14 protein-coding genes are annotated in these 18,713 nt (G+C 75.1%); 9 read left to right on the top strand and 5 right to left on the bottom strand.

The genetic code is table 11. From position 1 onward, the window contains the following. Positions 1–40: 40 nt before the first annotated feature. The gene (locus D5H75_RS11215) at positions 41–2,425 is read left to right on the top strand and encodes a beta-glucosidase family protein (RefSeq protein WP_119926314.1); all 2,385 of its coding nucleotides are present in this window, start codon (positions 41–43) and stop codon (positions 2,423–2,425) included. Between the two features lie 208 nt (positions 2,426–2,633). Continuing rightward, positions 2,634–3,827: an MFS transporter gene (locus D5H75_RS11210; RefSeq protein WP_119926313.1), complete on the top strand. Its 1,194-nt coding sequence runs from the start codon at positions 2,634–2,636 to the stop codon at positions 3,825–3,827. Between the two features lie 159 nt (positions 3,828–3,986). On the opposite strand, the gene D5H75_RS44040 is transcribed toward D5H75_RS11210, so the two are convergent. Further along, a complete protein-coding gene (locus D5H75_RS44040; RefSeq protein WP_119926312.1) occupies positions 3,987–7,346 on the bottom strand; it encodes an AfsR/SARP family transcriptional regulator in 3,360 nt (1,119 codons plus the stop codon). A gap of 170 nt (positions 7,347–7,516) precedes the next feature. Here D5H75_RS44040 and D5H75_RS11200 point away from each other — a divergent pair, with 170 nt between their 5' ends. Both D5H75_RS11200 and D5H75_RS11195 read left to right on the top strand, forming a co-directional pair. Continuing rightward, positions 7,517–8,524: an NADP-dependent oxidoreductase gene (locus tag D5H75_RS11200; protein WP_119926311.1), complete on the top strand. Its 1,008-nt coding sequence runs from the start codon at positions 7,517–7,519 to the stop codon at positions 8,522–8,524. 199 nt (positions 8,525–8,723) lie between these two features. Then, positions 8,724–9,326: an NAD(P)H oxidoreductase gene (locus D5H75_RS11195; protein ID WP_119926310.1), complete on the top strand. Its 603-nt coding sequence runs from the start codon at positions 8,724–8,726 to the stop codon at positions 9,324–9,326. Positions 9,327–9,368: 42 nt separating this feature from the next. Here D5H75_RS11195 and pdxR read toward each other — a convergent pair whose 3' ends face one another. Further along, a complete protein-coding gene (pdxR, locus tag D5H75_RS11190; protein WP_119926309.1) occupies positions 9,369–10,760 on the bottom strand; it encodes a MocR-like pyridoxine biosynthesis transcription factor PdxR in 1,392 nt (463 codons plus the stop codon). Positions 10,761–10,832: 72 nt separating this feature from the next. Between pdxR and D5H75_RS11185 the strand changes: the two genes are divergently transcribed. The 4 genes from D5H75_RS11185 to D5H75_RS11170 all read left to right on the top strand — a co-directional run bounded on the left by D5H75_RS11185 (position 10,833) and on the right by D5H75_RS11170 (position 16,099). Further along, positions 10,833–11,849 (top strand): DMT family transporter, encoded by a 1,017-nt coding sequence (locus D5H75_RS11185; RefSeq protein WP_202638047.1) that lies wholly within the window; start codon positions 10,833–10,835, stop codon positions 11,847–11,849. Between the two features lie 188 nt (positions 11,850–12,037). Further along, entirely contained in the window at positions 12,038–13,114 is a 1,077-nt protein-coding gene (locus tag D5H75_RS11180; RefSeq protein ID WP_119926308.1) for a hypothetical protein, read from the top strand. A 46-nt stretch (positions 13,115–13,160) separates the two neighbouring features. Continuing rightward, on the top strand, positions 13,161–14,804 hold the full coding sequence (locus D5H75_RS11175; RefSeq protein WP_119926307.1) for a fumarate hydratase: 1,644 nt from the start codon (positions 13,161–13,163) through the stop codon (positions 14,802–14,804). Between the two features lie 146 nt (positions 14,805–14,950). Further along, positions 14,951–16,099: a serine/threonine-protein kinase gene (locus tag D5H75_RS11170; protein ID WP_242454139.1), complete on the top strand. Its 1,149-nt coding sequence runs from the start codon at positions 14,951–14,953 to the stop codon at positions 16,097–16,099. 344 nt (positions 16,100–16,443) lie between these two features. On the opposite strand, the gene D5H75_RS44590 is transcribed toward D5H75_RS11170, so the two are convergent. Together D5H75_RS44590 and D5H75_RS44585 are read right to left on the bottom strand one after the other, a co-directional pair. Continuing rightward, entirely contained in the window at positions 16,444–16,551 is a 108-nt protein-coding gene (locus D5H75_RS44590) for a DUF397 domain-containing protein (RefSeq protein WP_202638046.1), read from the bottom strand. Then, the gene (locus tag D5H75_RS44585) at positions 16,520–16,819 is read right to left on the bottom strand and encodes a Scr1 family TA system antitoxin-like transcriptional regulator (RefSeq protein WP_479688589.1); all 300 of its coding nucleotides are present in this window, start codon (positions 16,817–16,819) and stop codon (positions 16,520–16,522) included. The genes D5H75_RS44590 and D5H75_RS44585 overlap by 32 nt, the downstream gene beginning before the upstream one ends. A 188-nt stretch (positions 16,820–17,007) precedes the next feature. Between D5H75_RS44585 and D5H75_RS11160 the strand changes: the two genes are divergently transcribed. After that, on the top strand, positions 17,008–17,883 hold the full coding sequence (locus tag D5H75_RS11160) for a glycosyltransferase family 2 protein (protein ID WP_119926306.1): 876 nt from the start codon (positions 17,008–17,010) through the stop codon (positions 17,881–17,883). A 135-nt stretch (positions 17,884–18,018) separates the two neighbouring features. On the opposite strand, the gene D5H75_RS11155 is transcribed toward D5H75_RS11160, so the two are convergent. Beyond that, positions 18,019–18,708 carry an aspartate/glutamate racemase family protein gene (locus D5H75_RS11155; RefSeq protein WP_119926305.1) on the bottom strand — a complete coding sequence of 230 codons (690 nt, stop codon included), beginning with the start codon at positions 18,706–18,708 and terminating at the stop codon, positions 18,019–18,021. Positions 18,709–18,713: the final 5 nt, after the last annotated feature.

The raw sequence follows: 18,713 nt of genomic DNA, 5'->3' as shown, positions 1-18,713 counted from the left end.
GATACCTTCGGCGGCGGAAGCCACCACGAGGAGAGCGACGATGGTCGATGAGAAGGATCTCCGGGAGCGCCTGGCGAAGCTGTCACTGGAGCAGAAGGTCGCCCTGCTCACCGGCGCCGACTTCTGGACGCTGAACCCGGAGCCGGCGATCGGGCTGCGGAAGATCACCGTGTCCGACGGGCCGAGCGGCGTGCGCGGGACGCGATGGGACGAGCGGGACACGAGCCTGCTGTTCCCCAACCCGTCGGCGCTCTCCGCCACCTGGGACCCCGAGGCGGCGCGTGAAGCGGGCCGGCTCATGGGGGCGCAGGCGCGGAAGATGGGCGTGGACGTCCTGCTCGCGCCGACCATCAACCTCCACCGGTCCCCGCTCGGCGGCCGGCACTTCGAGTGCTACTCCGAGGACCCGCTGCTCACCGCCGAGATCACGCGCGGATTCGTCCGGGGCGTGCAGAGCGCGGGCGTGGGCGCGACGCTCAAGCACTACGTGGGCAACGAGTCCGAGACCGACCGCATGACCTACGACGCCAGGATCGGCGAGAAGGACCTGCGGGAGCTGTACCTCGCCCCGTTCGAGGCCGTCGCGGGCGAGGCGTGGCTGGTCATGGCCGCCTACAACGGCGTCAACGGCCACACGATGACCGAGAACCGCCGCCTGGTCGCGGACGTCCTCAAGGGGGAGTGGGGCTTCGACGGCGTCGTCATCTCCGACTGGTTCGCCGCCCGCTCGACCGAGGCGGCGGCCGAGGGCGGCCTCGACCTGGTGATGCCCGGCCCGGTGGGGCCGTGGGGCGACCGGCTCGTCGAGGCGGTGCGCGCGGGCGCGGTCGCCGAGGAGATCGTCGACGACAAGGTGCTGCGCGTCCTGCGCCTGGCCGCCCGGGTCGGCGCGCTGGAGGGCGTGCCCGCCCCGGCTCCCGCGCCGCTGCCCGAGGACACGCACGCGCGCATGCGCCGCCTGGCCGGGCGCGCCGCCGTACTGCTCCGCAACGAGGGCGGGCTGCTGCCGCTGACCGGGGTGACCAAGGTGGCCCTGATCGGCCCCAACGCGGTACGGCTGAGCGCCCAGGGCGGCGGCAGCGCGCACGTCAGCCCCGAGTACGAGGTGTCCCCGGAGCGGGGGCTGCGCCGGGCGCTGGGGGACGGCGTGGACATCGAGGTCCGCGAGGGCGTCTACAGCCACCGCATCCTGCCCACGTTGCCGATGGACCTCGCGCGCGACCCCGAGACCGGGGAGAACGGCGTCCGCGTGGACTTCGCCGGCGAGGACGGGCAGGTCATCGCGTCCGAGACGCGACGGTCCACCCGGCTCGTGTTCATGGGCGACCTGCCCGAGGGGACGCGGCGCGTCGTGCTCCGGACCACCTTCGCGGTGGGCGAGGGGGGCGAGCACGAGTTCTCCGTGTTCGGCGTGGGACGGTACGTCCTGCGGGTCAACGGCCAGGAGACCGAGGTCGCCCTGGCGGTCGACACCGGCGACCCGATCGAGGGCCTGGTGCGCCCGCCGGAGCGGCGGGTGCGCGCCGCGCTGGCCGCCGGGGAGACCGTGGACCTCGCGCTCACCCTGATCCACGAGCCGGGCGCGCTGCCGCTGGCCACGATCGGCCTCGGGTACTCCCCGCCCCGGCTGGACGAGGACGCCGAGCTGGCGGCGGCCGTCGCGGCGGCGAAGGAGGCGGACGTCGCGATCGTGGTCGTCGGCACCAACGACGACGTGGAGAGCGAGGGCTTCGACCGCACCGGCCTGGCCCTGCCCGGCCGCCAGGACGAGCTGGTCGAGCGGGTCGCCGCCGCCAACCCGCGGACGGTGGTCGTGCTCAACGCGGGCTCCCCGGTGCTCATGCCGTGGGCGGACCGGGTCCCGGCGCTCCTGTGGGGCTGGCTGCCGGGCCAGGAGGGCGGGAACGCCCTCGCCGACGTGCTCACCGGCGCGATCGAGCCCGGCGGGCGGCTGCCCACGACGTACCCGGCGGCGGAGGAGGACAGCCCGGTCCTCTCGACCCGCCCCGTGGACGGCGCGATCGACTACTCGGAGCGGTTCGGGTACCCGGTGTACGGCTCGCGCGGGGTGCGCCCGGCGTTCCCGTTCGGGTTCGGGCTGGGGTACACCACGTGGGAGTACGAGTCCCTCGCGGTCGAGGCGGGGCCCGGCGGCGGGGTCGTCGCCGAGGTGACGGTGCGGAACTCCGGGGAGCGGGCGGGCCGCGAGATCGTCCAGGTCTACCTGGACGGCGGGGCGCGGCTGCTGGGCTTCGCGCCGGTCGAGGCGGGGCCGGGCGAGCGCGTCACCGCCCGCGTCGAGGTGCCCGCCAGGGCGCTGTCCACGTGGGAGGAGGACGGCTGGTCCACGCCGTCCGGGACGTACACGATCAGCGCCGGCCGCTCGGTGGCCGACCTCCCGCTGACCGCCGAGGTCACCCTCTGACCATCCGGTGACCGCCCCTTCCCGCCGTACGGCCTGAGCCCGGTCCCGCGCCACCTCGCGGGGCCGGGCTCCGCCGTGCCGGAAGGAGATGGCGATCTCACCGCCGGGGCGGGTCCCCCGGCGGCGGGGTGGTCGGGGCGGGCTATTGACCGGATGTGACGCGGGCCATAGCCTCACGTGAACATTGCTCATGTTTCGGAGGCCGCCCATGAGCGTCGTCGCCCCATCCCCCCGTGACCGGCAGGCGCGGCTGGCCACGTTCGCGATCTTCTTCGTGCAGGGGCTCTGCTTCGCCGTACTGCTCACCCAGGTCGCGGCGATCCAGAAGAAGCACGCGCTCAGCGACGGCGAGCTCACGATCGTCCTGCTGGTCGTCCCGCTGATCGCCGGGGTCGGGAGCTGGCTGGCGGGGGCGCTCGCGGCCAGGCACGGCAGCCGCCCGGTGCTGCGCGCCGCCCAGGCCGGCGTCTGCCTCTCGGTGATCGCCGTCGGCCTCGCGCCCGGCCTCCCCGCGCTCTACGCCGCGACCTCCGCCTTCGGCCTCGCCGTCGGAGCGGTGGACGCCTCCATGAACATGCAGGCCGTCGGGGTCGAACGCCGCTACGGCCGCGCCGTCATCACCGGCTTCCACGCGGTCTGGAGCGTCGCCGCGATCATCGGCAGCCTGTGGAACTCGCAGGCGGCCGCCCTCGGCCTCACCCTCACCCCGACGTTCGCCATCGCCGCCGGGGCGGGCGTCGTGATCTCCCTCGCGGCGGGCCACCTGCTGCTCTCGCGCCCGGAGGAGCGGACGCCGGAGACGACGGAGAACGCCACCCCCGGAGCCCGGGTCCCCTGGCGTCCCATCCTCCCGTTGTGCCTGGTCATGGCCTTCCTGTACGTCGGGGACGCGGCGATCTCCAACTTCGGCACCGTCTACATGGACAAGATCCTCGCCGCGTCCCCGGCGGTCCTGCCCCTGGCGTACGCGGCCTACCAGGTCGCCATGCTCGCCGCGCGGGTCCCCGGCGACCTGGCCGTCCGCCGCTTCGGCCCCGCCCCGGTCGTCCGCCTCGCGGGGGCCGTCGCCACCCTGGGCCTGGCCGGCATCGTCTTCGCGCCCAGCGCGCCCGTCGCCATCGCCGCCTTCGCCCTCACCGGCCTGGGCCTCGCGGTGATCGCCCCCCAGACGTTCTCCGCCGCCGGCCGCCAGGATCCCACCGGCACCGCCGTGGCCCGGGTCAACATCTTCAACTACGTCGGCTTCATCGTCGGCGCCGCCGCGGTTGGCGTCATCGCCGACTCCTCCACCTACCGCCTGGCCTTCGCCGCCCCCCTGGCCCTGGCCGCCGCCATCATCCTCCTCGCCCCCGCCTTCACCCTCCGCCCCAGAACCCCCGCCCCCCAGCCCACCCACCCCTGACCCCTCCCCCGCGCCACCACCGGTCCCCCACGCCACGCCCCCACGGCCCCTCCCCGCCGTGACCAGGCTCCTCGGGACCCCTCCTCACCGTGATCATGCGGTTTTGATCACACGTTGTGCTCAGAACCGCATGATCACGGCGAGGGTGGGGCCCCTGGGTCAGGTGAGGAGGTGGGGGAGGTCGTGGGCTTCTGGGGGTGTTCGGGTGCCTTTGCGGAACTCCTGGGTGAAGGTGGGTTCGCCTAGTTTCTGCTGGGCTCGGGTGGTGGCCCGGGTTACGTCGGCGCGTTCGGCCGGGGGGAGGGGGGTGCCGGCGTTCGCCCGCAGGGTGGTGGCGGTGCCCAGGAGGCGGGCGGCCAGGGCGGGGTCGCCGGCCAGGGATTCGGCGCCGGCCAGCCCCTCCAGGGAGAGGGCGACGGCGCGGGGGTCGGCGGTCTTCCTGGCGTGGGCCAGGGAGCGGAGGTGCAGTTCCTTCGCGCGCTCCGCCTCGGCCCGGTCCTCGGCGATGTAGCCGAGGAGGGACAGGACCAGGGCGGCCCCCGAGTGGACCTCGTGGGCGCGGTTCCAGTCCAGCCAGGGGAGGAGGTGGGCCTCCGCCGCTGCGAGGTCGCCCCGGCGGCGGGCGACCAGGGCCAGGCCGGTCTCGGCGAACTGCTCGGCCGGCTTGTGGGACTGCTCCGCGGCGAGGTCGCGGGCCCGGGCGTGGAAGTCGGCGCTGCGGTCCAGGTCGCCGGTGAGGAGCGCGACCCGGCCCAGGCGGGACAGCGCGAAGGAGACGTTCGTCCACATCCGCAGGTCCTCGGCGGCCCGCGCGCCCTCGCGATGGAGGCGTGCGGCCTCCGCGTAGTCCCCCGCGATCTCGGCCAGGACGCCGAGCTGCTCGGTGGACTGGAGGCGGCCCCACCGGTCGCCCAGCTCGGTGAACAGCTCGCCGCTCTCCCCGGCGTACCTCCGCAGCGCCGCCAGGTCGCCCGCGTACAGCGCGTACGTCGCCCGCGTGCTCAGCGCCGCCGCCACCGCCCACCGGTCGTCCCGGACCCGCGCCTCGGCCAGCACCGCGCCCACCAGGTCGTCCGCGGGCTCGCCGAACCCGCTCCGCGCGAACCCCAGGAACCACCGCGCCCGCAGGCCCGCGCGCTCCAGCGCCTCCTCGCGGACGGGGCTCCCCTCCCCCGCGAGCACCGCGAACGCCGCCCGCCGCACCTCCGCGTCCGCCTCCGCCCGCGACAGCCGTACGGCGTCCGCCCCATCCACCGTCGGCGGTACGGCGTCCGCCCCGTCCCCCGTCGGCGGTACGGCGTCCGCCCCGTCCCCCGTCGGCGGTACGGCGTCCGCCCCGTCCCCCGCCGGCCGTACGGCCTCGGGCCCGTCCTGCGGGAGCCGTACGGCGTCGGGCCCGTCCTGGGGGCGCCGCGCCTCGTCGGCCGCGCCGTGCGGGAGCCGTACGGCTCGCGGGTCGCCCTCCGCGTCGCCGGGCGACGGCGGGATGGCGAGGGCGGTCTCCAGGCTGCGGCGGGCCTCGGCGAGGCGGCCCCGGAGGTACCAGTACCAGGTGAGGGCGTTGGTGAGGCGGAGCGCGAGGTCGCGGTCACCGCGGTCGGCGCAGCCCTGGACGGCCCACCGGAGGTTGCCGACCTCGGCGTCGAGCACGGCCAGCGTCCGGCGCTGCCCGGGGCCGTACAGCTCGCGGTCGGCGGCCTCGGCGAGGGCGGTGTAGTACTCGGCGTGCCGGCGCGCGATCTCCCGGGTCTCCCCGGCCTCGTCCATGCGCTCGGCGCCGTACGCCGCGACCGACTCCAGCAGCCGGTAACGCGGCCCGTCCTCCCCCGGCACGGCGACGACGAGGGACCTGTCCACCAGGCGCGACAGCGGTTCCAGGACATCCAGGTCACCCGACGCGCAGACCCGTTCGGCGGCGTCCAGGGTGCACCCGTTGCCGAAGACCGCCAGCCGCCGCAGCAGGGTCCGCTCGTCCTCGGCCAGCGGCTCCCAGCTCCAGTCGAGCACCGCGCGGAGCGTGCGCTGACGGGCCGGGGCGTCGCGCCGCGCCGTCGCCAGCAGCCGGAACCTGTCGTCGAGCCGTTCGGCCACCCCGCGCGCGCCGAGCGCCCGCACCCTCGCCGCCGCGAGCTCCAGCGCGAGCGGGATGCCGTCGAGCCGCCGGCAGATCGCCGCGACCGCCTCCGCGTCCTCCGCGCCCAGCGCCGCCCCCGACGCCGCCGCCAGCCCGGTGAACAGCTCCACCGCGGCCGCCTCGGGCAGCGGCGGCACCACCTCCAGCGTCTCCCCGCCGATGGCCAGCGGCTCCCGGCTGGTCGCCAGCACCCGCAGCCCCGGGGCCGCCCGCAGCAGCGCGCCGGTCAGCTCCGCGGCCTGCTCGACCAGGTGCTCGCAGTTGTCCAGCACGAGCAGGGCCCGCCGCTCCCGCAACGCCCCGGCGAGCCCCGCCACGGCGTCCCCGCCCCCCGCGTCGCGCACCCCGGCGGCGGCGGCCACGACCTCGGCGACCGCGTTCGCCGACGCGGTCCTGTCGGGGGTCTCGGCGGCCAGCTCGACCAGCCACACCCCGTCGGGGAACGCCGGCACGAGACCCGAGGCGGCCGCCAGGGCCAGGCTGGTCTTGCCGACGCCGCCGGGCCCGGTGAGGGTGACCAGGCGGTGGGCGGCCAGCAGCTCGCGCACCCGGGCCACGGCCTCTTCCCGCCCGACGAGCGGGGTCAGCGCGGCGGGGAGGTTGGCCCGGGGCCGTGCGGCCCGCGCCGGGGGCGGGACCGGGGCCAGCGCCGGGGACTGGGTGAGGATCTCCCGGTAGAGCGCGGCCAGCTCGGGCCCCGGGTCCAGGCCCAGGTCCTCGGCCAGGGCCTCGCGCAGCGCCGTGAAGCTGTCCAGGGCCTCGGCCTGCCGCCCCGCCCGGTACAGCGCCCGCATGTGCGCCGCCCGCAGCCGTTCGCGCAGGGGGTGCGCGGCGACCAGCTCGGCCAGCTCGTCGGCGAGGAGCGCGTGCTCGCCCAGCGCCAGCCGTACCTCGGCCCGGTCCTCCAGGGCGGTGAGCCGGCGCTCCTCAAGGCGGGTGATCTCGGCACGGGCGAACTCGGCGTCGGCGAAGTCCGCGAACGCCGGGCCGCGCCACAGCGCCAGGGCGTCGGAGAGCAGGCCCGCCTTCTCGGCCGGGTCCCCGGTACGGCGGGCGCGGTCGGTCAGCTCGGTGAAGCGCTCGGCGTCCACGTCGTCGGCCAGCAGGAGGTACCCGGGCGGCCGGCGTACGACCAGCGCGCGGCCCCCGGGCTCGGCGCGCTCCAGGGCGCCCCGGAGCTGGGAGATCTTGGTCTGCAGCGTGTTGGCGGGGTTGCCGGGGACGTCCGCGCCCCAGACGTCGTCGATCAGGCGGTCGGCGGAGACCACCCGGCCCCGGTTGGCGAGCAGGTCGGCGAGGACGGCGCGGACCTTCTGCTCGGGTACGGCGACCCGCCGCCCGTCCGACGCCCAGACGGTCAGCGGACCAAGCACCCCAAAACGCATGAAAGCACGCTAGCGGACCGTGCGCCGACCGTAGGAAGACCGTGCGCGGCGAGGAGCAGTGTGAATGCCGTCGGGAGGAACCCCTCCCGACGGCCGAACGGCCTTCCGATCAAACCTCCGATCGAACTCCGATCAAGCCTCCGAGCAAGCCTCTGAAAGCGGGAACCACGATGACCGTCGTCTCCACCGAGATCCGCCTCGCCGCCCGGCCCGTCGGCGAGCCCCGGCCGACCGACTTCGAGATCGTCCGGGCCGAGCTGCCCGAGCTCGCCGAGGGCCAGATCCTCGTGCGCAACACCTGGATGTCCGTGGACCCGTACATGCGGGGCCGCATGGACGACGTCCCCTCCTACATCCCGCCGTTCCGGCTCGGCGAGGCGCTGGAAGGCGGCGCGATCGGCGAGGTCGTCGCCTCGCGGGCCGATGGGGTCCCGGTCGGCGCGACCGTCTCCCACTTCCTGGGCTGGCGGGAGTACGCCGTGCTGGACGCCGCCGCCGCGACCGTGGTGGACACCGCGATCGCCCCGCCCGAGGCGTACCTCGGCCCGCTCGGCACCACCGGCCTGACCGCCTACGCCGCGCTGACCGAGACGGCCCCGGTACGGCCCGGCGACGTCGTCTTCGTGTCGGCGGCGGCGGGCGCGGTGGGCAGCGTGGCCGGGCAGCTCGCCAGGGAACTCGGGGCGTCCCGGGTGATCGGCTCCGCCGGCGGGCCGGAGAAGGTGAAGAAGCTGGTGGACGTGTTCGGCTTCGACACCGCGATCGACTACCGGGAAGGTCTGCTGTCCCAGCGCCTGGGCGAGGCGGCCCCCGACGGGATCGACGTGTACGTGGACAACGTCGGCGGCGACCACCTGGAGGCCGCGATCGACCACATCCGGCCCGGCGGGCGCATCGCGATGGTCGGCGCGGTGGCGGCGTACAACGCCACCGAGCCCGTGCCCGGCCCGCGCAACCTCTACCGGGCGGCGTACCAGGAGGCGTCCCTGCGCGGGATGCTCGTCACCAGCCACCTCCACCGCTTCCCCGAGTGGATCGCGCACGCCGCCCCCCGTCTCGCCGACGGCCGCCTCCGCACCGAGCAGACCGTGGTCGAGGGCCTGGAGCACGCCCCCGACGCCTTCCTCGGCGTCCTCACCGGCGCCAACACCGGCAAGATGCTCGTCCGCCTCACCTGATCCCGCCCTCCCCGGCCCGCCCGCACCCGCCCCCGCCCCCGCCCGCACCCGATCCCCCTCACCCGATCCCCTCTCCGCCGATCCCTCACCTGATCCCCTCCGCCGATCCCGCACTCGCCATCACCGACCCTCTGCCGCCCGCTCGCCCGCCCCGGCGCGATCCGCGCCCGGGGCGGGGCGGGGCGGAAAGGAGCACGATATGCACGCCCTCCTCGTCGTGGCCCACCCCCGTACGGACTCCCTGACCGCCCGCGTCGCCGCCCGCGCCCGCGAGTCCCTGGAGACCTCCGGCTACACCGTGGACCTGCTCGACCTGCACGCCGAGGGCTTCGACCCCCGCATGACCCCGGAGGACGAGCCCGACTGGACCGACCGCGACAAGGCGTACTCCCCCGAGGTCCGGGCCCACATGGCCCGCGTCGAGGCGGCCGACGCCATCGTGGTCGTCTTCCCCGTCTGGTGGTTCGGCCTCCCCGCCATCCTCAAGGGCTGGATCGACCGCGTCTGGAACTACGGCTTCGCGTACGGCCGCCGCCCCGCCCGCCTGGCCGCCAAGCGGATGCACTGGATCGGCCTGACCGGCTACACCGAGGAGGTCTTCGTGGAAGGCGGCTGGAACGACCTCCTGGAGCGGACCCTGAAGGTGGGCGTCTCCGCCTTCTGCGCCATCGAGGACACCGAGGTCACCCTCATCCACGGCGCCGTCCCCGACACCCCCACCCCCGCCCACCCCGAACGAATCCTCACCACCGCCGCCAACGCCCTCACGGCCTTCCTGACCCCCACCCCCACCACCCGCTGAACCCGGGTACGGCTCGCGCCCCGGTCAGGGGGCAGGGCTCGGTCATGGGGGCAGGGCTCGGGTCAGGGCTCGCGCGGCGGCGCGAAGGTGGGGGGCGGGGTGGCGGGTGAAGCCGAGCATCAGGGCCGGGGGGCCCGGGTGGGTCACGCGGGTGGGGGTCACGGGGTCCAGGGCCACGCCCCGGGCGCGGGCCCGGGTGACGATCTCGTGTTCGTCCGAGCCGGGCGGGAGCTCCACGTAGAGCTGGAGTCCCGCGGGGACGCCGTGCACCCGCCACGCGGGGAGGTGCTCGGCCAGCGCCGCGGTGAGGGCGTCCCGCCGCGACCGGTAGGTCCGGCGCATGCGGCGGAGGTGGCGGTCGTGGGCGCCGGAGGCGATGAGGCGGGCCAGGACGTGCTGGTCGAGGGCCGGGGAGCCGAGGTCGCTGTCGGCGCGGGCCCGCCGTACGGCGTCGGCCACGGCGGGCGGGCCCGCCAGCCAGCCCAGGCGCAGCGCCGGGGCGAGGGACTTGCTGACGGAACCGAGGAGGACGACGCGATCGGGGGCGAGTCCCTGGACGCAGCCGACGGGCTCGGTGTCGTAGCGGAACTCGGCGTCGTAGTCGTCCTCCAGGATCAGCCCGTCCACGTCGCGGGCCCAGGCGACCAGCGCGGCGCGGCGGGCCGGGGAGAGCACCACCCCCGTGGGGTACTGGTGCGCCGGGGTGACCAGGGCGAGCCGCGCCCCGGTACGGCGGAGCGCGGCGACGTCCACGCCGTCGGCGTCCACGGGCACCGCGACCGGGTCGGCCCCGGCGGCGCGTATGAGCGGGAGGCTGCGCACGCTGGTCGGGTCCTCCACGGCCAGCGCCGCGCCGTACCCGGCGATCAGGACGCGCAACGCGAGGTAAAGCCCCTGGGCGACGCCGCCGACGATCACGAGCCGGTCCGGGGTGACGTCGGCGGCGCGGACGCGGCGCAGGTAGGCGGCCAGTTCGGCACGCGGGGCGGGGGCCCCGCCGGGGTCGCCGTAGCCCAGCTCGGTGTGCGGCAGGGTGGCGAGCACGTGGCGCGTCGCCGCCAGCCATTCGCGCCTGGGGAACGCCGCCAGGTCGGGCGCGCCCGCGCGCAGGTCGAACCGGGGCGCGACCGGCCCGGAGAGCTCGGCGACGGCCGGTCCCGGCCGGGGCTCGGGCGGCGCCGGGACGCCCCGCGCGTCCGCCGCGAAGGTCCCCGCGCCGCGCCGCGACACCAGGAACCCCTCGGCCACGAGCTGTTCGTACGCCTCCACGACCACGCCCCGGGACACCCCCAGATCCCGGGCCAGCTCGCGTGTCGCGGGCAGCCGCACGCCCGGTGCGAGGCGGCCCTGCCGTACGGCGTCGCGCAGCGCCGACGAGACCTGGGCGGCGACGCGGCCCCGGGACCGGTCGAGCGGGAGATGGAGGTCGCTCATCGCGAATTGGTCCTCGAACGGCGGCGGGGATTGGACTGAGTTCAAGGACCAATCTATCCCTAGGTTCGCCTCATGCGCCTCAATCTCCCTATCGCCCAGGCCGCCGCGGGCATGTTCCTCGTCGGCACCCTCGCCGCCGTCTCCGCCACCATCGGCGGGTATCCGCTGTACGGCGGGCAGGCCGTCCGTTACGCGGGCGCGGCGGTGGTCCTGTTCGCCGTCGCGTACCTGAGCGGGCAGCGGCCCGTGCGGCTGACGCTCCGCGAGACCGGGTACGCCCTGGCCCTCGCGCTGGTCGGCCTGGTCCTCTTCAACGTCTTCGTGATCGAGGGCACGCGGCACGCCGGGCCCGCGACGGTGGGCACGTTCGTCGCCATGTCACCCGTGCTGATGGCGGTGCTCGGGCCGGTCGCCGCCCGTCTCACCGGCGGCGAGCGCACCCGGATCTCGCCGCGCGTGGTCGCGGGCGCGGCGGTCGTGGCCGGCGGGGCCCTGGTCGCCACCGGCTTCAGCGGCGGGAACCTCGCCGGCGTGCTGTTCTCCCTGGGCGCGCTCGTCTGCGAGGCCGGGTTCTCGCTGCTCGCACTGCCGCTCCTGCCCAAGCTGGGGGCCCTGCGCGTCTCGGCGTACGCCTCGGCGCTGGCCGTGCCCATGCTGCTCGTGATCGGGTACGCCGTGGACGGCACCGGGGTCCTGCGCCCGATGACCGGGACCGAGGCACTGAGCTTCGCGTACCTCTCCCTCATCGTCAGCGTCGGCGCCTTCCTGCTCTGGTACTCCGCCCTCCCCCGGCTCGGCGCCGACCGCGCGGGCCTGTTCGCGGGCGTGATCCCCATCGGCGCGATCGTCGCGTCGCCGCTGCTCGGCCTGGGTCTCCCGTCCGTGCCGGAGCTCGCGGGCGCGGCCCTGGTGACCGCCGGCGTGCTGCTCGGCCTGCGCCCGCCCCGCCGTACGGCCCCCGCGCCGGCCCCCGCCCCGGGACCCGCTCCGGCCCCCGCTCCTGTCCCCGCGCCGGTGCCCGCGCCGACGCCCGCACCCGCTCACGCGGCGGTCTGCGAGCCGAGATCCGAGCCGACTTCCGCGCGCTGAACGAGGCGGTTCACGTGGCGGCGTATGCGGCTTTCGCGGTGATTTCTCCGGGGCGTCGGCGGAGGTCGCGCCCGGCGGGACACGCGGTACACGGCGAGGGGGCGTGTGCGGGCGCGGCGAGTGGGGTAGCGATGGGTCGCGCACTCTCCCGGGCGCGCACACCTGGGCACCTACCTGGAGCTACACCGTTGACCACATCGATCATCCGCGACACCCCGCACGACGGCGCCCCCTCTCACCCGGACGGTGACGCCGCCCCGGAGGACGACCCCGCCCCGCCCGGCCGCCTCTTCTACACCCCCTGGCGCGACCACCCCGTCCCCCTCACCGGCCTCCTGGACGACGTCCGCGCCTGGCTGGACCGCACCGAGTCCTGGCTCGCCTCCCGGCGCGGCGGGCATCCCGCGCCCTCCCCGGAGCACGCGGCGGACCCTCCCCCACATCCCGAGCGGGCCGCGCCGCAGACGGACACTCGCGGGACACCCGCCCCCGGCTCCCCGCGCCCCGCGTCCGGGTACGGCCCGGGGCCGCGCCCGCCCGTGCCGTACGCCGAGGCGGGCGCCGCGCCGTACGGGGAACTGGAGTACGCCTGGGGGCGGCGGGAGGCGGGACGCGCGCTGGACATCGCGGCGGCCTGCGGGGAGCTGACCGGCGCGGGCGAGCGGTTCGTCGCGGAGTCGCGGGCCCGGATGCGGGCGGCGTGCGCGGCGGCGCCCCCGGTGCCGGACGAGCTGGACCGGCTCGCCGGGTACGCCGCCGAGGACCACCGGGTGCTCTGGCGGCTGCGCCACCTGCGGCCCGACCCGGCGGCCGTGGAGAGCCTCACCCGCGCCTGGATCAGCGCCACCCCGCGACCGGCCCACCGTCCCGGCGAGCCCCTCGTCGTCCCGGCCCCGCGCCCCCTCCCGCCCAACGCCCGCCTGGCCCTGCTCTCCCTGCGCGCCCGCGCGCGCGTCCCCCGGGCCCCGCTCCCGCCGTACGTCACGGACGCCGACCTGCGTTACGCCGAGGGGGAGCACGCCGAGGCCCTGGAGCTGTACCGCGCCAGGATCGAGGCCGACCCGGCGGACCTGGGCGCCTGGGCCGGGCTCACCATGTCCCGCCGCCCCCACCCCCACCAGGCCCTCGCCCGCGTGCCCGAGCTCGTCCACGCGGTCCACCGCCGGATCGACGACCTCACGGCCCGCGCCCCCGACCCGGAGGCGCTGGCCGCGTGGCTGCGACCCGCCCTCCCCTCCGGACCCGGGACCGGCGAGGACGGATAGCCTGTGGGCGCCAGTTATCGTCGCCCCCCGCGAGGACTTGAGAGCGATGCCCGAGTTCGCCTATACCGACCTGCTGCCGACCGGTCCCGACGCCACGCCGTACCGGCTGATCACGAGTGAGGGGGTGCGGACGGTCGAGGCGGCGGGGCGCACGTTCCTGGAGGTCGAGCCGGAGGCGCTGCGGCTGCTCACCGAGACGGCGATCCACGACATCTCGCACCTGCTGCGACCGGGGCACCTCGCGCAGCTCCGCAAGATCCTGGACGACCCCGAGGCGTCGCCGAACGACCGGTTCGTCGCGCTCGACCTGCTGAAGAACGCGAACATCTCCGCGGGCGGCGTGCTGCCGATGTGCCAGGACACCGGCACGGCGATCGTGATGGGCAAGCGCGGCCGGCACGTGCTGACCGACGGGCGCGACGCCGAGCACATCTCGCGGGGCGTCTACGACGCCTACACCAAGCTCAACCTGCGCTACTCCCAGATGGCGCCGCTGACCATGTGGGACGAGAAGAACACCGGGTCCAACCTCCCGGCGCAGATCGAGCTGTACGCCGAGGGCGACGACGCCTACAAGCTGCTGTTCATGGCCAAGGGCGGCGGCAGCGCGAACAAGTCGTTCCTGTACCAGGAGACCAAGGCGGTCCTCAACGAGAAGCGCATGCTGGCGTTCCTGGAGGAGAAGATCCGCTCGCTCGGCACGGCGGCCTGCCCGCCGTACCACCTGGCGATCGTCGTGGGCGGCACGTCGGCGGAGTTCGCGCTGAAGACCGCCAAGTACGCCTCGGCGCGCTACCTCGACACGCTGCCGACCGAGGGCTCGCCGCTGGGGCACGGGTTCCGGGACCTGGAGCTGGAGGCCAAGGTCTTCGAGCTGACCCAGAAGCTGGGGATCGGCGCGCAGTTCGGCGGGAAGTACTTCTGCCACGACGTCCGCGTGATCCGCCTCCCCCGGCACGGCGCGTCCTGCCCGGTCGCGATCGCGGTCTCCTGCTCGGCCGACCGGCAGGCCCTCGCCAAGATCACGGCGGAGGGCGTCTTCCTGGAGCGGCTGGAGACCGACCCGGCGCGCTACCTGCCCGAGACCACCGAGGACGACCTGGCCTCGGACGACGTGGTGAGGATCGACCTCAACCGCCCCATGGACGAGATCCGGGCGGAGCTGTCCAAGTACCCCGTGAAGACGCGCCTCTCCCTGTCCGGCCCGCTCGTCGTCGCCCGCGACATCGCGCACGCCAAGATCGCCGAACGGCTGGACGCGGGCGAGCCCATGCCGCGGTACCTCCGCGACCACGCCGTCTACTACGCCGGACCGGCCAAGACCCCCGAGGGGTACGCCTCCGGGTCGTTCGGGCCGACGACCGCGGGGCGCATGGACTCCTATGTCGAGCGATTCCAGGCGGCGGGCGGCTCTTTCGTCATGCTGGCCAAGGGAAATCGGTCGGCGCAGGTCACCAAGGCATGCCAGACTCATGGCGGGTTCTATCTCGGTTCGATCGGCGGGCCTGCGGCGCGGCTGGCGCAGGACTGCATCAAGCGGGTCGAGGTGCTGGAGTATCCCGAGCTCGGCATGGAGGCGGTCTGGAAGATCGAGGTCGAGGACTTCCCCGCGTTCATCGTGGTGGACGACAAGGGCAACGACTTCTTCGCGGACACCACGGGGCCGGTGCTCACCATCGGCCGCCGATAGAAGCGGTCCCGCGCGCGTCGCGGGAGCGTCGGGAAACGTTTACCCCTGACCTGGATTGACCTGTGGCCGAAAAGAAACGCGACACGCCGTCCAACAATGGCCGGGGGCCTACTGACCGCAATGCCCAAATCGGTATCCTCGCTGCCATGCGTGCGCCGTCCGGATACCTGCTGGCCGGACGCTATCGTTTGGCCGAGCCGGTCGGCCGCGGCGGCATGGGCACCGTGTGGCGTGCCCGCGACGAGCTTCTCGACCGCGAGGTGGCGGTCAAAGAGGTGCGTCTGCCGCTCGTCCTCGATGAGGACCTCCGTACCGAGCTCTGCACGCGCACCGAGAGGGAGGCGCGTGCGGCGGCGCGCGTCGGCCACCCCTCGGTGATCACGGTCTTCGACGTCGTGCGCGAGGACGACCGCCCCTGGATCGTCATGGAGCTGCTGGAGGCGCGCTCGCTGGAGGAGGTCACCCGCGAGGAGGGCCCGCTCCCGCCGCAGCGCGTGGCCGAGATCGGCCGCCAGGTGCTCGGCGCGCTCCGGGCCGCCCACACCAAGGGCATCCTCCACCGCGACGTGAAGCCGAGCAACGTGCTGATCGCCGGGGAGGACCGCGTCGTCCTGACCGACTTCGGGCTGGCCATGCTGGAGGGCGACCAGTCCATCACGCAGGTCGGCATGGTGCTCGGCTCGGCGGGCTACATCGCCCCCGAGCGCGCCCTGGGCGCCAAGGCGAGCCCCGCCGCCGACCTGTGGTCCCTCGGCGCGACCCTCTACACCGCCGTCGAGGGCCGGGGCCTGCACGGACGCCGTACGGCCGCCGCGGCCCTGGCCGCCCTGGCCAGCGGCGAGCCCATCCCCATGCAGAACGCCGGCCCGCTCAAGCCGGTCCTGCAGGGCCTGCTCCGCATCGCCCCGGACGAGCGCCTGGACTCCTCCCGCGCCATCTTCATGCTCACCAAGATCGCCCGTCAGGCGTACGACGGCGAGCAGACCGGCCGCTGGAAGCGCTCGGAGGAGACCTCCACCCGCCGCGCCGGCCGCCACACCCAGGACCCGGCGTCCCCCGCGCGCGGCCTGGTCCCGCCCCAGCGCGCGGTCTCCTCGCACCGCAAGCCCTCCGAGCCGCGCCACCAGCACCGCAAGCCCCCGGAGACCCGCGCCCAGCACCGCAAGCCGCCAGACCCCCGCGCCCCCCACGAGCGCCTGGCGGCCTGGCGCCCCTCCCAGATGTCCCTCCTGGTAGGCGGCGCGATAGGCGCGGCCCTCCTCCTCCTGCTCCTCTTGGTCATCCTCCTCCCCTAACCCCGCACGCCGGCACCCAGCCCCACAGCACTCCGTACGGCAGACCCAAGCCCCGGCCTGCCGTACGGCAAGCCGGCAACGCGGACCATGCAAGCGGGCGACGCCATACGCCAGGCGGGCGACGCCATACGCCAGGCGGGCGACGCCATACGCCAGGCGGGCGACGCCATACGCCAGGCGGGCAACACCGCAAGGCGAGCACGCGACGCCGACCGCCGTGAAGGGAGGAGCAGCCTCCACCGCCAGGCGATCAGGTCCGCCCCGAGCTCAGTCCCCACCTTGACCCGCACCAAGAACGCCCTCCACGACCCCGCGGAGAAGCGAAGGAGCGGCCCCGACGGTCCTTACTGTCGCGAAAGACGACATCCCCCGGTGGGCGCGACCTCGACGCAGCCGCCGTTGTTCGCGCTGTGGCTGCTCTTACGCCGCGCAAGCTCGTGGTTCAACTGCATCTGGCACCTCGTTCAGGAGAACGCGGCCGCTGCCTCTCGCAGCAGAGAACGGGACTCGTAGGGAAATCGCGTCGGGATGGCCGATCTGATTCCGCATCACCTCGCGGCCTCCCACGGCGCGGCGGACGGTGTCCTCGTTGAGCACGAACCACGTCTTCAACGATCCGTCTCCCGCCAGCCGCCCTTGACGCCTCATGCGAACCACGACAATCCGGTCGATTTCCTCAGCATAGGCCCCGCAGCTCAGCGGCGAATGGGTCCCGGTCATACCCCTCGACCGCAACGGCCCAGGTAGCGCGCCCAAGGCCGCACGCCCCCGGCCCGAGAGCCCTGGGGCGGGGCAGGGTGGGCCGGGGGCGTGGGGAGCGTGTTGGGAGGCTTCTCGCTGTTCTTCCCGGGGTGGGGTGGCGTGGTCGTTAGGGTGGGGCGGTTGGTGGGGGTGGGAGGGGTGGGGTTGTGGTGGCCAGGGTGGATGTCGTGGTGTTGACGCAGAACGATCGGGGTGAGGCGTTTCGGGAGGCCATGGGGTCGGTTCTCTCGCAGCGGGGGGTGGAGCCGCGGGTGGTGGTCGTGGGGAACGGGGTGGAGCCGGACGATGTGCCTGCCGGGGCCCGGGCGGTGGCGCTGCCGGTGAACGAGGGGATTCCCGAAGGGCGCAACGTGGGGGCGGCCGCGCTGGCGGGGGCGGAGGCCGGGGAGTTCCTGCTGTTCCTGGACAACGACGCGGTGCTGCCGTCGGACGATGTGCTGGCGCGGCTCGTGGCCGAGGCGCGGCGGCGGCCGGGGGCGGCCTACGTGCAGCCCCGGATCGCCGACCCCGGGACCGGGGTGACGCTGCGGCGGTGGGTGCCCCGGCTGCGGGCGGGGGATCCGGGGCGGGCCGGGGTGGTGACCGTGATGGCCGAGGGCGTCGTGCTCATCCGGCGGGCGGACTTCGAGCGGGCGGGCGGGTGGCCGGGGCACTTCTTCCTGTTCCACGAGGGGGTGGACCTGGCGTGGCGGCTGTGGGACCTGGGCCGGACCGGCTGGTACGCCCCGGACATCGTGATCCACCACCCGGCGACCGACCCCGCGCGGCACGCGCCGTACTTCCGCCTCGTCGCCCGCAACCGCGCCTGGCTGGCCTATCGCCGGCTGCCCGTTCCCCTGATCCCGGTCTACCTGGGCGTGTGGACGCTGGTCAGCGTCGCGCGGATCAGGTCCCGTGAGAACCTGCGGACCTGGTTCGCGGGGCTGCGCGAAGGGCTGAGGGGCGGCCACGGCGACCGGCGGCCCATGTCGTGGGCGACGGTGCTGCGCCTCACGCTGGCCGGCCGCCCGCCGATCGTCTGAACCCCGCTCATGCCGTACGGCCCGGCGCGCCCCAGGCGCCCGCCGTACGGCCCGGCGCCCCCAGGCCGCCGCGTACGGCCGGCGCGCGCCCGGCCCGTACGGCGGGCGCGGGCGGGACCACGGCCCGGGCGGGGGTCAGGAAAGGGCGAGGGTCAGGGCCTGGGTGGCGTGGATCCGGGTGGAGTCGAAGATGGGGATGGGGCTGTCGGGCTGGGCGATGAGGAGGGTGATCTCGGTGCAGCCGAGGATGACGCCCTGCGCGCCCCTGGCGGCCAGGGAGCGGATGGTCTCGCGGTAGAACTCGCGTGACGCGGGCTCGACGCGGCCCCGGGTCAGCTCGTCGTAGATGACGTCGTGGACGCGGGTCCGGGCCGGCTCGTCGGGGATCACCAGGTCGATGCCGTGGCCGCGCATGCGGTCCCGGTAGAAGTCCATCTCCATCGTGAAGCGGGTGCCCAGCAGGGCGACGGTGGTCAGGCCCGCCGCCTTGACCCGCTCGGCGGTGGCGTCCACCAGGTGGACGAACGGGACGGTGATCGCGGCCTCGATCGCGGGAGCCACCTGGTGCATCGTGTTGGTGCAGAGGAGGACCAGGTCCGCGCCCGCGCGTTCGAGGCGCGCCGCCGCGTCGGCCAGGAGCCTGCCCGCCGCCGCCCAGTCTCCGGCGCGCTGCATGGCCTCGATCTCGGCGAAGTCCACGGTGACCATGACGCTGCGCGCGCAGTGGTGGCCGCCCAGCCGCGCCCGCGTCTCCTCGTTGAGGATCCGGTAGTACTCCGCGGAGGATTCCCAGCTCATGCCGCCGATCAGGCCGATGGTTCGCATGCCGT

Source organism: Bailinhaonella thermotolerans (assembly GCF_003594875.1).
Lineage (GTDB): Bacteria > Actinomycetota > Actinomycetes > Streptosporangiales > Streptosporangiaceae > Bailinhaonella > Bailinhaonella thermotolerans.
The sequence above is the reverse complement of the archived record's forward strand: the minus strand, read 5'-3'. Positions and strand labels throughout refer to the sequence as shown.

Bases quoted from the DNA above. Each gene is read 5' to 3' on its own strand.
- D5H75_RS11215 (WP_119926314.1), top strand. From the start codon at position 41: ATGGTCGATGAGAAGGATCTCCGGGAGCGCCTGGCGAAGCTGTCACTG.
- D5H75_RS11210 (WP_119926313.1), top strand. From the start codon at position 2,634: ATGAGCGTCGTCGCCCCATCCCCCCGTGACCGGCAGGCGCGGCTGGCC.
- D5H75_RS44040 (WP_119926312.1), bottom strand. From the start codon at position 7,346: ATGCGTTTTGGGGTGCTTGGTCCGCTGACCGTCTGGGCGTCGGACGGG.
- D5H75_RS11200 (WP_119926311.1), top strand. From the start codon at position 7,517: ATGACCGTCGTCTCCACCGAGATCCGCCTCGCCGCCCGGCCCGTCGGC.
- D5H75_RS11195 (WP_119926310.1), top strand. From the start codon at position 8,724: ATGCACGCCCTCCTCGTCGTGGCCCACCCCCGTACGGACTCCCTGACC.
- pdxR (WP_119926309.1), bottom strand. From the start codon at position 10,760: ATGAGCGACCTCCATCTCCCGCTCGACCGGTCCCGGGGCCGCGTCGCC.
- D5H75_RS11185 (WP_202638047.1), top strand. From the start codon at position 10,833: ATGCGCCTCAATCTCCCTATCGCCCAGGCCGCCGCGGGCATGTTCCTC.
- D5H75_RS11175 (WP_119926307.1), top strand. From the start codon at position 13,161: ATGCCCGAGTTCGCCTATACCGACCTGCTGCCGACCGGTCCCGACGCC.
- D5H75_RS11170 (WP_242454139.1), top strand. From the start codon at position 14,951: ATGCGTGCGCCGTCCGGATACCTGCTGGCCGGACGCTATCGTTTGGCC.
- D5H75_RS44590 (WP_202638046.1), bottom strand. From the start codon at position 16,551: ATGCAGTTGAACCACGAGCTTGCGCGGCGTAAGAGCAGCCACAGCGCG.
- D5H75_RS44585 (WP_479688589.1), bottom strand. From the start codon at position 16,819: ATGACCGGGACCCATTCGCCGCTGAGCTGCGGGGCCTATGCTGAGGAA.
- D5H75_RS11155 (WP_119926305.1), bottom strand. From the start codon at position 18,708: ATGCGAACCATCGGCCTGATCGGCGGCATGAGCTGGGAATCCTCCGCG.